General features: G+C 68.7%; 13 protein-coding genes. 10 read left to right on the plus strand and 3 right to left on the minus strand.

Annotation, left to right across the window (positions count from 1 at the left end; genetic code table 11):
• Window positions 1-59: 59 nt before the first annotated feature.
• A complete protein-coding gene (locus LK542_RS08835) occupies window positions 60-479 on the minus strand; it encodes a DUF1810 domain-containing protein (RefSeq protein ID WP_227811627.1) in 420 nt (139 codons plus the stop codon).
• An 83-nt stretch (window positions 480-562) separates the two neighbouring features.
• On the opposite strand from LK542_RS08835, the gene LK542_RS08840 reads away from it, so the two are divergent.
• From LK542_RS08840 to LK542_RS08870, 7 genes are all read left to right on the plus strand, one after another.
• On the plus strand, window positions 563-775 hold the full coding sequence (locus LK542_RS08840; protein WP_227798848.1) for a DUF3820 family protein: 213 nt from the start codon (window positions 563-565) through the stop codon (window positions 773-775).
• 80 nt (window positions 776-855) lie between these two features.
• Complete coding sequence (locus LK542_RS08845) at window positions 856-1,254, plus strand: response regulator transcription factor (RefSeq protein ID WP_227798849.1); 399 nt, start codon at window positions 856-858, stop codon at window positions 1,252-1,254.
• Complete coding sequence (locus LK542_RS08850) at window positions 1,251-2,309, plus strand: HEAT repeat domain-containing protein (protein WP_227798850.1); 1,059 nt, start codon at window positions 1,251-1,253, stop codon at window positions 2,307-2,309. Before LK542_RS08845 ends, LK542_RS08850 begins: the two co-directional genes overlap by 4 nt.
• A complete protein-coding gene (locus LK542_RS08855) occupies window positions 2,306-3,733 on the plus strand; it encodes a glycosyltransferase family 2 protein (protein WP_227811628.1) in 1,428 nt (475 codons plus the stop codon). Before LK542_RS08850 ends, LK542_RS08855 begins: the two co-directional genes overlap by 4 nt.
• Window positions 3,730-5,367, plus strand: a complete 1,638-nt coding sequence (locus LK542_RS08860) for a hypothetical protein (protein ID WP_227811629.1) — start codon at window positions 3,730-3,732, stop codon at window positions 5,365-5,367. The genes LK542_RS08855 and LK542_RS08860 overlap by 4 nt, the downstream gene beginning before the upstream one ends.
• Before the next feature lie 179 nt (window positions 5,368-5,546).
• On the plus strand, window positions 5,547-6,086 hold the full coding sequence (locus tag LK542_RS08865; protein WP_227811630.1) for a hypothetical protein: 540 nt from the start codon (window positions 5,547-5,549) through the stop codon (window positions 6,084-6,086).
• A gap of 13 nt (window positions 6,087-6,099) precedes the next feature.
• Window positions 6,100-6,423, plus strand: a complete 324-nt coding sequence (locus LK542_RS08870; RefSeq protein ID WP_227811631.1) for a hypothetical protein — start codon at window positions 6,100-6,102, stop codon at window positions 6,421-6,423.
• Here LK542_RS08870 and LK542_RS08875 read toward each other — a convergent pair.
• Window positions 6,420-8,267, minus strand: coding sequence for an ABC transporter ATP-binding protein/permease (locus tag LK542_RS08875; protein WP_227811632.1), 1,848 nt, complete (start codon window positions 8,265-8,267; stop codon window positions 6,420-6,422). The genes LK542_RS08870 and LK542_RS08875 overlap by 4 nt on opposite strands.
• A gap of 109 nt (window positions 8,268-8,376) precedes the next feature.
• Entirely contained in the window at window positions 8,377-10,671 is a 2,295-nt protein-coding gene (locus tag LK542_RS08880) for an ATP-binding protein (protein WP_227811633.1), read from the minus strand.
• Window positions 10,672-10,804: 133 nt separating this feature from the next.
• Between LK542_RS08880 and ribA the strand changes: the two genes are divergently transcribed.
• The 3 genes from ribA to LK542_RS08895 all read left to right on the plus strand — a co-directional run bounded on the left by ribA (window position 10,805) and on the right by LK542_RS08895 (window position 14,042).
• Complete coding sequence (gene ribA / locus LK542_RS08885; protein WP_227798857.1) at window positions 10,805-11,452, plus strand: GTP cyclohydrolase II; 648 nt, start codon at window positions 10,805-10,807, stop codon at window positions 11,450-11,452.
• Window positions 11,453-11,631: 179 nt separating this feature from the next.
• Window positions 11,632-13,083, plus strand: a complete 1,452-nt coding sequence (locus LK542_RS08890; protein ID WP_227811634.1) for a serine protease — start codon at window positions 11,632-11,634, stop codon at window positions 13,081-13,083.
• Complete coding sequence (locus LK542_RS08895) at window positions 13,080-14,042, plus strand: FHA domain-containing protein (protein ID WP_227811635.1); 963 nt, start codon at window positions 13,080-13,082, stop codon at window positions 14,040-14,042. The genes LK542_RS08890 and LK542_RS08895 overlap by 4 nt, the downstream gene beginning before the upstream one ends.
• The last annotated feature ends 9 nt before the right edge of the window (window positions 14,043-14,051 follow it).

Here is a 14,051-nt window from a genome sequence, read left to right on the forward strand (position 1 = left end):
GCCGTACTAGCGTACTGTCTTCGACGATGCGCCTTGCCCTGGGGGTTTTGTTAGGCGCTCTAAAGCAGCGCCAGCGTGTTGCGGTCGGGAGCGCCGTCGAACCAGCGGTCGATACATCCCTGGAATACCGCCTCGTCCGGGGCCACGTCGGCGAACAGGGTCATCGAGGAATGGAACTTCATGTCGTCCGGCGTTCCGAACACGTCCTCGATGGTGTCGGCATCCAGGGCGACGACGATGCCGGCGCACTCGCGCAGGCGCGCACCCAGCACCGGATGGGCCAGATAGGCCGCCGCTTCGTCGGCCGAGCGGATCGCGTAGCGCTGCGCCATCTCGCTGCGGCCGAGCCCCGCCAGCTGGGGAAAAATGAACCACATCCAGTGGCTGCGCTTGCGTCCTGTCCGCAGTTCGGCCACGACCGTGTCGTAAACCGGATCCTGGGCGTCGACGAAGCGCTGCAGGTCGAATTCGTCCGTCATGATGATTTCCTCCTCCTTCTCGCTTTGGATGCTACCCCGTCGCGATGGTTTGCTAAAGTAGATCCAAAAGGACACACGATTGAATGGACAGCCGCCACCTCCCCCTGTTGCTCGAACGCGAGATGCCATACGGCAAATATCAAGGCCGCAAGATTGCCGACCTGCCCGGCCATTACCTGGGCTGGTTCGCCCGCGAAGGTTTCCCGCGTGGCGAGCTGGGCCAGCTGCTGGCCCTGATGTACGAACTCGACCACAATAACCTGCGCGGCCTGCTCGACCCACTGCGGACCCGCTGAGGCGGCTCCCGGCGCCCTCATGGAACGCAGTTCCCATGCCGGTCGGCTATACTGGCGCCGGAGCCATTCTTTCGACTTCGATGGATAACGAACCCGATTCCGCGCCACTGGTACTGGTGGTTGAAGACGACGAGCACATCGCCCAGGTATTGCGCTTCATGCTCGAGCGCCAGGGCTACCGCGTCGTCCACCTGGCCGACGGCCGCGCCGCCAGCCAACACATCGCCGCTGCCCCCGCGCGCCCCGACCTGGTCCTGCTGGACGTGATGCTGCCCTACGTCGACGGCTTCGAGCTGGTACGCCTGGCGCGCGAACGCGGCGACTGGGCCGGCGTGCCGATCCTCATGCTCACTGCCAAGAACACCGAGCGCGACACCGTGCGCGCCCTCGACGCCGGCGCCAACGACTTCGTCATCAAGCCTTTCCAGCCGAATGAACTGCTGGCGCGGGTGCGCCGTTTCCTGAAAACGGGCCCATGAACCCGAGCGCCCTCGACGCCGGCGCCAGCAGCAGCTTCGTCACCATTGCGGTGTGGACCGGGGCCATCGCCCTCGGCCTGACCCTGTTGCTCGCGCTGCAGATCGTGTTGCTGCGCATGGCCCTGCGCCGGCGCGAACGGCGCGCCGCCGCCGCCCTGCAGCGCTGGCGTCCGCTGCTGAACCAGGCCATCGTCGGCGAACAACCCGATCTTCCTGCGCTCGCGCCGCGCGAGCGCTTGCCCTTCCTGCACCTGTGGGCGCACCTGCAAGGCTCGCTGCGCGGCGAAGCCAGCGAGGCGCTCAATACGGTGGCGCGCCGGCTCGGCGTCGACAGCCTGGCGCGCGGCATGCTGGCGCGCGGTGCGCGCGACGAACGCCTGCTGGCCAGCCTGGTGCTGGGCCACCTGCGCGACCGCGAGGCCTGGTCCCAGCTGCTGGCGCTGGCGCGCACACCCGACAGCGCGCTCTCGCTCACCGCGCTGTGGGCGCTGGTGCGGGTCGATCCGGACGCCGCGGCCGAGTACCTGACGCCGCTCTTCATCGAACGCGAGGACTGGGCCCTGTCGCACGTGGCCGGGATCCTGCAGCAGGCCAGCAGCCCGGTGGCGCAAGTGCTGGCGCGCCTGTTGCCGCAGCTGGGCGAAGCGCGCCTGCCGCGTGCGCTGCGCATCGCCGAGTCGCTGCGCGTCACGCTGCCGGCCGGGGTGCTGGCGGGGGCGCTGCGCAGCACCTCCAGCGCGGTGGTGATCGCCGCCCTGCGCGGGGTGCGCACGCCCGAGACCCTGCCTGAGGTACGCGCGCTGCTCGGCCACGAGGACTGGCAGGTGCGGGTGCAGGCCGCGCGCGCCCTTGGCCGGGTCGGCGAACGCAGCGACGCCGCGCGCCTCACGCAGCTGCTGGGCGACCCGCAGTGGTGGGTGCGCTACCGCGCGGCCCAGGCCCTGCGCGAGTTGCCGCTGCTCGCGCGCGCCGACCTGGAAGCGGTACGCGCCTCGCTCACCGACCGCTTCGCGCTCGACATGCTGGACCAGGTGCTGGCCGAGGAGGAGGCATGATGCAAGCCAATTGGGGCGGGCTGCTGATCGAGGCCACCACCTGGTTCGTGTTCTGCTATTTCATCGCGCTCAACGGGGGCTACCTGATGCTGAACGCGCTCGCCCTGCGTGCGCTGCGCATCAAGGGCCAGGAACTGTTCATGGCCGAGCTGCCACGCGCCTGGTCGGGCCTGGAGCCGCCGGTGAGCATCCTGGTGCCCGCCTATAACGAGGAAGCGACCATCGCCGCCTCGGTGCGCTCGATGCTGCAGCTGTCCTATGCGGAATTCGAGATCATCGTCGTCAACGACGGCTCGAAAGACGGCACGTTGGGCGTGCTGCAGCGCGAATTCGCCCTGCTGCCCTTCCCCGAAGCCTACCGGCGGCAAATTCCGACCGCCGAGGTGCGCCAGGTCTACCGCTCGACCCGCTATCCGAACGTGCGCGTGATCGACAAGCTCAATGGCGGCAAGGCCGATTCATTGAACGCCGCGATCAACGTGGCGCGCTATCCGCTGGTGTGCGGGGTCGATGCCGACTCGATCCTGCAGCGCGACAGCCTGGCCAAGGTCACCGAACCTTTCCTGCGCGACCCCAGCGTGGTGGCGGCCGGCGGCACGGTACGCGTGGCCAACGGCTGCACCGTGAGCGGGGGCTTTCTCACCAGCGTCGGACTGCCGAAGAACATCTGGGCCCTGTTCCAGGTGGTCGAGTACCTGCGCGCCTTCCTGTTCGGGCGACTGGGCTGGTCGGGAATGAACGGCATGCTGATCATCTCGGGCGCCTTCGGCGTGTTCCGCAAGGACACCGTGGTCGAGGTGGGCGGCTACCGCCGCGACACCATCGGCGAAGACATGGAACTGGTGGTGCGCATGCACCGCGTGCTGCGCGCACGGCGCCAGCCCTACCGCATCGAATTCGTTCCCGACCCGGTGTGCTGGACCGAGGCGCCCGAGGACTACCGCACTCTGAAGAACCAGCGCGTGCGCTGGCAGCGCGGCCTGGCCGAGAGCCTGAACGCCAACTGGGGCCTGGTCTTCTCGCGCAACGGCGGCGTGCCGGGCTGGGTGGCCTTTCCCTTCATGCTGCTGTTCGAGTGGCTGGGGCCCGTGATGGAACTGGGCGGCTACGCCTTCATGCTGTGGGCCTACTTTGCAGGCGCCATCTCATGGGAGGCCTTCGGCGCCTTCCTGTTCGTTGCCATCGGGCTCGGCATCCTGTTGTCAAGCTCCGGCCTGCTGCTCGAAGAGATGTCCTTCCACATCTACCCGCGCGGCAAGCAGCTCCTGATGCTCGGGGTGGTCGTGGTGCTCGAGAACTTCGGCTACCGCCAGCTCAATTCGGTATGGCGCCTGACCGGCCTGTATCGCTGGGCGATGCAGAAAGAGGCCACCTGGGGCGCGATGCGGCGCAAAGGGACCTGGCAAAGCGGGGCCGGCCAATGAACGCGACGGTGCTGGCTGCTTTCCTGCACCTGTGCCCGGCGTCCAGCGCACCGGCGGGGGCGCCGTCCGCCACCGCCTTCGGCGCCGACGGGAGCGAGCTGCGCTTCGTCGTCAATGCCGCACCAGGCATGCCCGGCTGCCGCTCGCTGGCACTGGGCGCGGCCCAGGTCGAGGCCCTGCAGCTACTGGCGCCCGGCGCCCGCCCGACACGCACCATCCTGCTGCAGGGCAGCGACAGGGATGGCCGCTTCAGCGTCAGCGAGCAGACCCTGGTGCCCGACGGCGGCGCGGACACACCCGCGAAACCGCAGCCGATGCCGCTGCGGACCAACCTGCTCGCAACGATGCAGGCGCGCAGCTACGGCGTCGAGGAACGGGTCGAGGCCAGCCTGGCGGGCGGCCGCCTGCAAATCAGCTGCCGGCCCGGCAGCCGTCCGGCCGGCGTCCTGCTCACCGGCCCCTGGACCATGCCGCGCCTGCGCGCCGTGCTGCGCGCCGGCTTTTCCGGCAAGGGACAGTTCGACTGGCAGGTGGCCGACGCCGCGCAAGCGGCGCGCGAGTCCGGGCTCGACATGGGGCGGATCGCTGCCGGGGGTGCGGGCAGCGCGCGCCTGGCCCTGCCGGCCGGGCTGGATCGCGGCAGCTGGCGCCAGTTCGTGATCGCCTGTCCGGCTTCTGGCGGCAGCCTGCGCCTGGATTCGCTCGTGCTGGAGCCGGAAGCGCCCGCCGCGGCGCCCCGCTCCACCTGGATCTGGGACCGCAGCGCCTGGCGCGAGCGCGGCGACGAGCTGCTCGCATGGGCCGCGCGCCAGCGCATCGGCGAGCTGTTCATCGTGGTGCCGCTGGAAGAAGGACGGGTCCAGGAACCGCAAGCGCTGGCGGCATTCGTCCGCCGCGCCGGCCAGCAGGACGTCAAGGTCAGCGCGGTGGAAGGCGACCCGCACATGGTGCTGCCTTCCCAGCGCGCTGCCACCGCCGCGCGCGCCCGCGCCTATGCCGCCTACAACGCGGCGGCCGAACCGCCGGCGCGCCTGGCGGCGATCCAGTTCGACATCGAGCCCTACCTGCTGCCCGAACACGTGCTGCCGTCCTCCCGCCTCGACGAGGAATACCCCGCCACGCTGGCGGCGCTGCGCGAAGCCGCCGGCAGCATGGCGCTGGAATTCGTCGTGCCCTTCTGGTGGGACGAGCGCGCGGCGGTCCTGGCGGGCCTGGCCCGCTACGCCGATGCGCTGACGGTGATGGACTACCGCACCGATCCCGAGCAGATCCAGCGCTTCGCCGTCCCTTTCCTCGACTGGGCGGCCGCGAACGGCAAGCGGGCGCGCATCGCACTGGAAGCGGGTCCGCTGCCGCGCGAGACGCAGCGCCGCTACCAGCGCCTGCCCGACGGCAGCGCGGGCGACATGCTGCTCGTTACGCTCGAAGGGCGGCAGCTGCTGGTGCTGCTGCGCCAGCCGCTGGCGCATGCCAGCGCCCAGCCCTACCAGCTGACCGGCGCCCGCGTCATCGACGGCTCGGCCACCACCTTCCATGCCGACAAGGACGCCTTGCGCGCGCTGCTGCCGCGCCTGGAAGCGGACTTCGGCGCCTGGCCGGGCTTCGGCGGGATCGCCCTGCACGAACTGCGCTGACGCTACCCGGCCCGCATGGAAGCGTGAGCTGCGGCCCTGCAGGCTATCTTTCTGCTGGTATCCGGCACTATCATGGCTGATCGCAAAGGAGAACCAATGGCCACGATCCGACGAATCCAGTGGCGCGCGCTGTCGACCGCGCAGGTCGCCGATCGGCAGAAAACGATGGAGGGCAAGCGATGAAGCGTGGACTTTCGCTGCACGAGGCCGAGAAGGCTTTCCGCGGCTTCGGCTGCAGTCACTACTTCATGGGTCGCGAGGACCCCGAGCTCCTAGCCGTGTACAAGAACCTGGCGATTTCGAGCGAACAGGAAACCGAATGGACCAAGGCGTCCTTCCGCGAACTCGCCGCCACGCTGGACCAGGCGTCGACGCCCGCCGCGGATCTATGGTGGAAGCATGCGAGCGCGACGACGCACGCCGAGTCCATCGGGCAGATCGAGGTACTGCGCGAGTTGTACCGGGTGTCGTCGGCAATCCTGCACAAGGTCCCGGACGGCGACTGCATCATGTGCGCCGAAAAGATCCTGGCACGCGGCTTCGTGGAGCTGGAACGTGGCGTCGTCTTCCTGGCCTGCTCGCTCGGAGACCCGGCACTGGCCACAGGCTTTCTGCACCTGGCCAGGGCATTTGCAGGCAAATACACTGGCGCCGACCACCAGCGGCTGGAGCAGGCAATAGTGCGGGCGGAGACCATCCACTCGATGATCGTCACCTGAAGCGGCGAAGCCGATGGCCACGACACTGAAGACACTGCTGCGCCTGTGTGCGATCGCTGCCCTGTTGACCTATGCTTCCCTGCTGGTCCCAGGGCGCGCCCTCAACAGCTGCGGCGACATGGGCCCCTGCCCGGTTCTGGCCTATGGCTTCCCTTTGCCCTTCCTGGCCGACAGCCAGGCGATTTCACCGGTAGGTTCGGTCGAGAGAGATCCGTTGTCCCTGCTCATCGGCATCGACGACATCCTCTGGCCACGCCTCTGGCTCGCCTTCCTGTTCTGGCTGCTGGTCGCGCGCGCCGCGCGCTGGGCCTGGCGGCGCCGGCGCACAGCGCACTAGCCGGCCACGGCCACTTTCGGCAGCTGCCGCACAGGCTGGGCGCCGCCCTTCACGACGGCTACGGGCCCGTCGAACTGGAAGCTGCCCGCCTCGATCAGCTCCCACGCCCCCTCGCCCTTCAGGCTCAGCACATGGGTGTGATGGCGCAGCACAGCGGCGCGGTGCGCGATGCTGATCAGGGTGGCGCCGCCGTCGCGCAGGCGCGCATACAGCGAGGCTTCGTTGCCGCTGTCGAGGGCACTGGTCGCTTCGTCCAGGATGACGATCTTCGGCCGGTGCACCAGCACGCGGGCAAAGGCCAGGCGCTGCTGCTCGCCGACCGACAGCAGCTTTTCCCAGTCGTGCACGGCGTCCAGCCCGCCGACGCGTTCGGCCAGGCGCGGCAGATGGACCTGGTCCAGGATGTCCAGCAGCGTCTCGTCATCCAGTTCGCAGTGGGTGCTTGGATAGACCAGCTGGCTGCGCAGGGTGCCCGACTGCAGGTAGGGCTGCTGGGGCAGGAAGAAGAATTCTTCCAGCGGCGGCCGCTGGATCACCCCGCTGCCGCGGTCCCACAAGCCCGCGATCGCGCGCAGCAGCGAACTCTTGCCGCAGCCGCTCTCGCCGGTGATGAGCAAGGCGTCGCCAGGTGTCAAGACCAGGTCCAAGTCCTTGACCAGCACCCGCTCCGACCCCGGCGGATGCAGGGTCACGGCTTCCAGCGCCAGGTGCTCGCCGTCGCGCGTCTGGATCCGCGCCTCCGTCTTGGCGGCTGTCTGCTGCGCTTCCGGCAGCACCAGGCGCGACAAGGCCTGCAGGCGGTCGATGCCCGCCACGAAGCGGCTCAGGCTTTCGAAGTTGTCGACGATGACGCCGACCGCGCTCAAGACCGCGGTGAAGGCGCCCGCCGCCTGCACCGCCCGCCCCACTTCCAGCTCGCCCGACAGCACGCCGCCGGCCAGGATCATGAAGGGCAGCACCAGGGTCAGCTGGCTGAAGGTGCGCTGGAACAGGTTGAGCGAACACTGCTTGCGGATCAGCTTCGCGAAATTGCGGAACACCTTGTCGAAGCGGCTGTCGATGTGGGCGCGCTCCTGGGCCTCGCCACGGTAGAAGGCGATCGATTCCGCATTCTCGCGCAGGCGCATCAGGCTGAAGCGGAAATCCGCTTCGCGCCGCAGCTGCCAGAAATTCAGCTGGATCAGCGGGTTGCCGAAGACGACCAGGGCCACCATGGTGCCCACCAGTGCATACACCGCCAGCACGCCCACCAGCAGGTGGGAGATCGACCACAGCACGGCGCTGAAGGCCACCAGCTGCATGATCGAACCGAGGAAAATCAACAGGAAGTGGATCGACCTGCCGGTGAAGGTGTTGATGTCTTCGCTGATGCGCTGGTCCGGGTTGTCGATCTCGCTGTCGGCGCCCAGCTGGTAATACTTGCGCCCGCCCAGGTAGCCGTCGAGGAAGCGGCCGGTGAGCCAGCGTCGCCACTGGTTGGCGAACTGGTCGCGCATGAAGTAGTAGAAGGCATAGGTCGGCACCGCGAAGGCCAGCACCATCAGGCAGGCCCGCACCGAGGTCCAGAAGCGGTCGGCATTCCTGCTTGCCAGCGCCGAGGTCATTTCGCCGGTCTGGTTGTTGAGCATGACCGCCAGCTTGGTCTCGACCAGCATCAGGACGATCAGGAGCAGCAGCAGGCTCCAGGCCTTTTTCCTGTCGCTTCCCAGCCAGTAGGGCTTGGCGACATTGATAAACTGCTTCCAGGCAGTGAGCGACAGGCCGGCGGCCCGGCGTTTCTTGTGCGGCGCCGGCGAGGTGTCGTCGGGGGCGGCATCAACAGTGGCGGGGATCGGCGTTTTCATGGTGGTCGTGTCCTGCATGAGTCACAGCCCAAGCATACGACCAGGAATAAGGCTGTTCAGTGCGGAAACAGACATAGCGCCCGGCGCGCCCGCCTTTGTCCCGCGATGTTCAGGCAGTCGCCGCGACGGGCAACTCGATGACGAAGCGCGTGCCGCGCCCCGGCGCCGTATCGAAACCGATGCTGCCGCCGTGTTCCTCGATGATCGCCTTGCTGATTGCCAGTCCCAGGCCGGTGCCGCCGCGCGTGCGCGAATCGGCGCCGTCGGCCTGGGCGAAGCGCTGGAACACGCGCGCCTGGAATGCCGGCGCAATGCCCGGCCCCTCGTCCAGCACGCTCAGGCGCAGCATGTCCGCCGTGCGCGCCAGGCCCAGGGTCACGCTCTTGCCGGCGGGCGTGAACTTGATGGCGTTCGACAGCAGGTTGGTCAGCACCTGTTCCATCCGGTCCGGATCGATGCTGGCCGCGAGCCCTGCCGCGCCGGCGTCCCAGTCGCGCCGCAGGATCACGGCCGCCTGGCGCGCCTGCCCTTCCATTGCCGCCAGCGCGCGCTCGAACACCGGCAGCAGGGGCTGGGGCGTGTGCTGGAAGTGCATCTGGCCGGCCTCGATCTTCTGGATGTCGAGCAGGTCGTTCACCATGCGTACCAGCCGCTCGCTGCTCTGGCTGGCGATGGCGATGAGGCGCGCGGCGTCCGGCGGCAGATCGCCGGCCATGCCGTCGGCCAGCATGGACAGCGAAGCCTGGATCGAGGTCAGCGGGGTGCGCAGCTCGTGCGAGACGGTGGCGACGAATTCGTTCTTCATCTGCTCGACCCGCTTGCGCCCGGAGATATCGTGCAGGAAGACGCTGAAGAAGGCATCCTCGCCCTGCCCCGCCAGGGTGGCCGTCATCTCGATGGTGAACTCGCGCCCATGGCGGTCGATGACCTCGCGCTCCAGGCGCTGCTCCAGCATGGCCAGCTGGCCGGTCTGGCGGAAGGCATGCAGGGCTCCGTTCAGGCTGGCGCGGTAGCGCTCCGGCAGCACCAGCTCGGACAGCGGCCAGCCGACCGCTTCCTGGCGCCGCCAGCCGAACATGCGCTCGGCCGCGCGGTTCCAGTCGAGGATCATGCCGCGCTGGTCGACCGCGATGTAGGCATCCTGGGCGGCGTCGACGATCGCGTTGATGCGCTGTTCGCTGGCCTGCACCGAGGCCAGGGCGCGTTCCAGCTCGCGCGTGCGTTCCTCGACGCGCTGCTCGAGCGTGGCGTTCAGGTCGCGCAGTTCGGCGCGCTGGCGCACCAGGTCGCTCACCAGGTGGTTCAGGGTGCCGGACAGCGCCTGCACCTCGTAATAATCCTTCGCGTTGGGCACTAGCTGGACCGCTTCGCCGCGCCGCAGGCGTTCGGCCGACTCGGCCAGGGCGCCGAGCGGACGGGTGATGCGGCGCGCCACCAGCAAGCCGGCCAGCGAGAACACGACCGCCAGCGCGGCGCCGCTCCACAGCGCCTGTTCGCGCAGGCGCCGCACCGGGGCGTAGGCGTCGTCGATGTCCTGGCGCACCAGCACGGTCCAGCCCAGGCCCGGATACATGCGTCGCCCGACCGTGGCGCCATAGCCCACCAGGTAGGAAACGCCATCGTCCCACTGCTCGACGCGGTAGCCGGTGCGCTTTTGCTGGGCCAGGCGCAGGCTTTCGGTAGAGATCTTCTTGCCCTGCAGGCCGGGTGGCCCGAGCAGAACGACACCCTGCCGGCTGACGATCAGCGCCTGCACCCGCCCCCGTTCCTGCACCGGTGCGATGATCGAACGCTCGACGTCGCGCGCCCATTGCCAGGACAGGTGCACGCCCAGCACGCCCGCGGTCTTGCCGTTCAGGTCCTGGAAGGGAAAGGCGACGTCGACGAAGCGGCGCGGTTCGCCGTTTTCGCTCGGCAGCAGCCTGGCCAGCTTGACCGCCTCGTGCACGTCGCCCACGTGCACATCCTCGAGCGCATTCCTGAACCAGGGGCGCTGCGAGACGTCGACGCCTTCCAGCAGGCCGCGCGCCTCGACGATGACCCTGCCATCGAGGGCGGTGAGGCCGATCCAGTCGTAATAGCCATAGGTTTCGCGCATGTCGGCCAGGATGCGGCGCCGTTCGGCGGGCGGCGTACCCGGGTCGCGCAGGTCGCGCCGACCGGCCATCAGGCTGACCTCGCGATAGCGTTCGAACATGCCGCGGTCGAGCTTGTCGGCAGTCTGGCGCGCCAGCTCGCCCAGGCCGTGGCCGATGCTGTCCTTGACCTGCTCGGTCGAGGAGCGCTCCACCACCTGTACCAGCAGCAGGGTCAGGACCACGGTCAGCAGCGAAAAGGCCAGCGCCAGCCAGGCGCCGAGGCCGCGCCTGCGCCGCTGGGTTGTCGGTGTGGAAATTGTGTCCATGCTGCGTTTGCTCCGAAACAGTTACCACAGCGTAACACACCGCGGTGAGGGGCGGGAGGGGTTCCGCACGGCCCTGTCGGATTTCCGGTAAACTACACCGTTACTGTTACACGCTTCAACGACGAGAAACGCCATGCCTGCCAGTGCCACCCAAGCCACCAACGACCAGCTGCTCGACTACGTTACTTCGTGCGCCCTGCCGACGCCGTGGGCGCAGTTCACGCTGCACGCCTTCACCGAGCACAGCACAGGCAAAGAGCACCTGGCGATGGTGCTGGGCGACATTGGCGACGGCGAGCCGGTGCTGGCGCGCGTACATTCGGAATGCCTGACCGGCGACGTGCTGTTCTCGCAGCGCTGCGACTGCGGCGCCCAGCTCGAAGGCGCGCTGCAGCGCATCGCCGAGGAAGGCCGCGGCATCCTGCTCTACCTGCGCCAGGAAGGACGCGGCATCGGCCTGGTCAACAAGATCCGCGCCTACCGCCTGCAGGAAGCCGGCGCCGACACGGTCGAGGCCAATCTGCAGCTGGGCTTCCATGCCGACGCCCGCAACTATGAACTGTGCAAACCGATGCTGGAACAGTTCGGCGTGCGCTCGCTGCGCCTGATGACCAACAACCCGCGCAAGATCGACGCCCTCACCCGCCTCGGCATCGAGGTGGCCGAGCGCGTGCCGCTGCTGGTCAACCGCAACGCCTTCAACAACAGCTACCTGAACACCAAGCAGGCCAAGCTGGGGCACATGATGGGTCCTGTCGAGGCCCCTGCCGACGCAGGCTGATTTCGTAGGGTGGGCGGCTATGCCGCCCACGCGGTGATCGTAGGCGGCGTCGCTTCCGTGCCGGATGATCTTGCTGCTATTTATCACCGCGTGGGCGGGAAACCCGCCCACCCTACCGCGCGCGCGGGCCGGCGATCCGGTGGCAAGATAGTGCTTCCTCCTTGCCATGAACGGATTGCATGAAACGGACCGCTGCCGCCTTCCTGCTCTTCTGCCTCGCGGCAGGCGCAGCCACGGCGCCGCCGCCTGAGCAGACTACCCGGCCGCCCCGTACCAGTCCGGTCACGGCGCCCGCGCCGCCTCCACACCTGCCGCCGTCCGCACCACCCGGCGCCAACCCGCCGGCACCAAGCCCGGGCGAGATCGATGCCCAAGACGCCCTGCCGCCGCCCTCTTCGGCGGCCCAGGACCTGTACGCCTCGGCGCGCGGCGACCTGCTGCAGATTCGCATGCTGCTCAAGAACGGCCGCACCCAGTCGACCGTCGGCTCGGGCTTCCTGGTGGGCAGCGGCCGCCTGGTGGTCACCAACTACCATGTGGTGTCGCAGATGGCGCTCGATCCCGACGTCTACACCGCGGAATACGTCGACACCGACGGCAACAGCGGGCCGGTCGAGCTGATGGCGGTCGACGTGCTGCACGACCTGGCGGTGCTGCGCGTGAACCGCGAGGGCAGCGGCTTCTTCAAGGTGCCGGAGCGGCCTGTGCGCCTGACCCAGGGCCAGCGCCTGTACTCGCTCGGCAATCCGCTCGACCTGGGTTTCGCCATCTCCGAAGGCGCCTACAACGGCGTCGTCACGCGCAGCTTTTACGACCAGCTCATGTTCGGAGGCCCCATCAATTCGGGCATGAGCGGCGGTCCCAGTGTGACCGGCAACGGCACCGTGGCCGGCGTCAACGTGTCCAAGCGCCGCGACGGCGAATCGGTCAGCTTCCTGGTGCCGGTGAAGTACGTGCAGGAGCTGCTGCGCCGGGTCGCCAGCCAGCCGGCGCCGCCGAAGGACTTCAATCCCCTGATCGCGGCCCAGCTGCTGCAGCACCAGCGCGCCATGGTCGACCGCCTGCTGGAAGAGCCGCTCGCGATCAAGAGCATGGGACCCTACCTGGTGCCGGTGCGCGAATCCGGCCAGCTGCGCTGCTGGGGGCGCTCCAACGTGAAGGCCGAGACGGCGTATACCTCGGACCTGATGAGCTGCGCGATGGAGTCGGCGATCTACGTCTCCTCGTCGCAGCAGACCGGGCACGTGTCGATGACCCACCAGTACATCCGCTCCGACAACCTGGCGCGCCTGCCCTTCGCGGCCCTGGCCAGCCGCCTGTTCCGCACCGGTACGCTGGGTGAGGGCAACGAACGCCTGACCAAGCCCGTATGCACGGAAGCCTTCGTGCACACCCGCACCCTGCCGCTGCGCGCCGTCACCTGCGTGCGCGCCTACCGCAAGTTCGAGGGCCTGTACAACTTCACGCTGCTGACGGCCAGCACCAACGCGGCCGAATCGAGCCTGCAGAGCCGCCTGGACGTGTCCGGCGTCTCTTACGAGAACGGCATGCGCGTCACGCGCGCCTTCCTCGGTTCCTTCGGGCGCAACCTGCGCCGGCCGGCGCCCGCCCCCGGCGGAGGCAAGCGATGAAAGGCCCCTGGACCATCGAGATCCTGGCGCGCAACGGCGAGGTGCTGCACCGCCAGCGCGCCTCGGTGTTGCCGATCCGGCTCGGGCGCGCCTACGACAACGACTTCATCCTCGACGACGAATACGCCGCCGCCCACCACGCCGTGATCGAGCAGGCCGACGACGGCACCCTCCTGATGCGCGACCTCGGCACCCGTAATGGCCTGAACCACGGCCGCAAGCGGGTGCAGCAGCTGGAGATGAAGGGCGACACCGTGGTGCGCCTCGGCCATACCTCGCTGCGCGTGCGCGCGGCCGACTTTCCGGTGCCGGCCGAACTGCTGGACCGGACCATGCACGGCTGGGAGGGCGTGCTGCCGGGCGTGGTCGGGGTGCTGCTGGCGGGCCTGGTCGCCCTGCTCGTGACGTGGCTGTTCGACGCCCAGCCCTTCGAGCTGCTGAACTACGTGCTGGCGCCCAGCATCGGCATCGGCGCGGCGCTGCTGTGGAGCAGCCTGTGGGCCTTCATGAACCGCCTGTTCGGGCGCTATACGCGGCTGGGGCGGCACCTGTTCATCTTCGGCTGCGGCCTGGCAGCCCTGCTGGGCTTCCGCCTGCTGGCCTCGATCCTGGCTTATGCCTATTCGCTGGAATGGCTCACGCGCTACGGCTCGCACGCGGCGGTGGCCACCATTGCCGGGATCATCTACTTCCACCTGGCGACCATCAAGCCGCCCCTGAGGCGGCGCCTGCGCGCGATCTGCGCCGGGGCGGCGGTGCTGGCTTCCTGCCTGGTCCTGATCGTCAACCAGCAGCGCCACGGGCGCCTGGCGGACGAACTGTACATGGTCGTGCTGCTGCCGCCGGAGCTGCGCGCCAGCCCGGATGCGACCGTGGCCGACTACATGGCCGGGGTCGAGGCGATGCGCAAGGAACTCGATGCAGAGCGCGCCGCCCCGCCGACCGCCGGCGGCAACTGAATCCACCCG

Source organism: Massilia sp. IC2-477 (assembly GCF_020707265.1).
Taxonomy (GTDB): Bacteria; Pseudomonadota; Gammaproteobacteria; order Burkholderiales; family Burkholderiaceae_D; genus Telluria.

What these genes read in the sequence shown, in the direction of transcription:
- LK542_RS08835 (WP_227811627.1), bottom strand. Translation starts at nt 479, where the DNA reads ATGACGGACGAATTCGACCTGCAGCGCTTCGTCGACGCCCAGGATCCG.
- LK542_RS08840 (WP_227798848.1), top strand. Translation starts at nt 563, where the DNA reads ATGGACAGCCGCCACCTCCCCCTGTTGCTCGAACGCGAGATGCCATAC.
- LK542_RS08845 (WP_227798849.1), top strand. Translation starts at nt 856, where the DNA reads ATGGATAACGAACCCGATTCCGCGCCACTGGTACTGGTGGTTGAAGAC.
- LK542_RS08850 (WP_227798850.1), top strand. Translation starts at nt 1,251, where the DNA reads ATGAACCCGAGCGCCCTCGACGCCGGCGCCAGCAGCAGCTTCGTCACC.
- LK542_RS08855 (WP_227811628.1), top strand. Translation starts at nt 2,306, where the DNA reads ATGATGCAAGCCAATTGGGGCGGGCTGCTGATCGAGGCCACCACCTGG.
- LK542_RS08860 (WP_227811629.1), top strand. Translation starts at nt 3,730, where the DNA reads ATGAACGCGACGGTGCTGGCTGCTTTCCTGCACCTGTGCCCGGCGTCC.
- LK542_RS08865 (WP_227811630.1), top strand. Translation starts at nt 5,547, where the DNA reads ATGAAGCGTGGACTTTCGCTGCACGAGGCCGAGAAGGCTTTCCGCGGC.
- LK542_RS08870 (WP_227811631.1), top strand. Translation starts at nt 6,100, where the DNA reads ATGGCCACGACACTGAAGACACTGCTGCGCCTGTGTGCGATCGCTGCC.
- LK542_RS08875 (WP_227811632.1), bottom strand. Translation starts at nt 8,267, where the DNA reads ATGAAAACGCCGATCCCCGCCACTGTTGATGCCGCCCCCGACGACACC.
- LK542_RS08880 (WP_227811633.1), bottom strand. Translation starts at nt 10,671, where the DNA reads ATGGACACAATTTCCACACCGACAACCCAGCGGCGCAGGCGCGGCCTC.
- ribA (WP_227798857.1), top strand. Translation starts at nt 10,805, where the DNA reads ATGCCTGCCAGTGCCACCCAAGCCACCAACGACCAGCTGCTCGACTAC.
- LK542_RS08890 (WP_227811634.1), top strand. Translation starts at nt 11,632, where the DNA reads ATGAAACGGACCGCTGCCGCCTTCCTGCTCTTCTGCCTCGCGGCAGGC.
- LK542_RS08895 (WP_227811635.1), top strand. Translation starts at nt 13,080, where the DNA reads ATGAAAGGCCCCTGGACCATCGAGATCCTGGCGCGCAACGGCGAGGTG.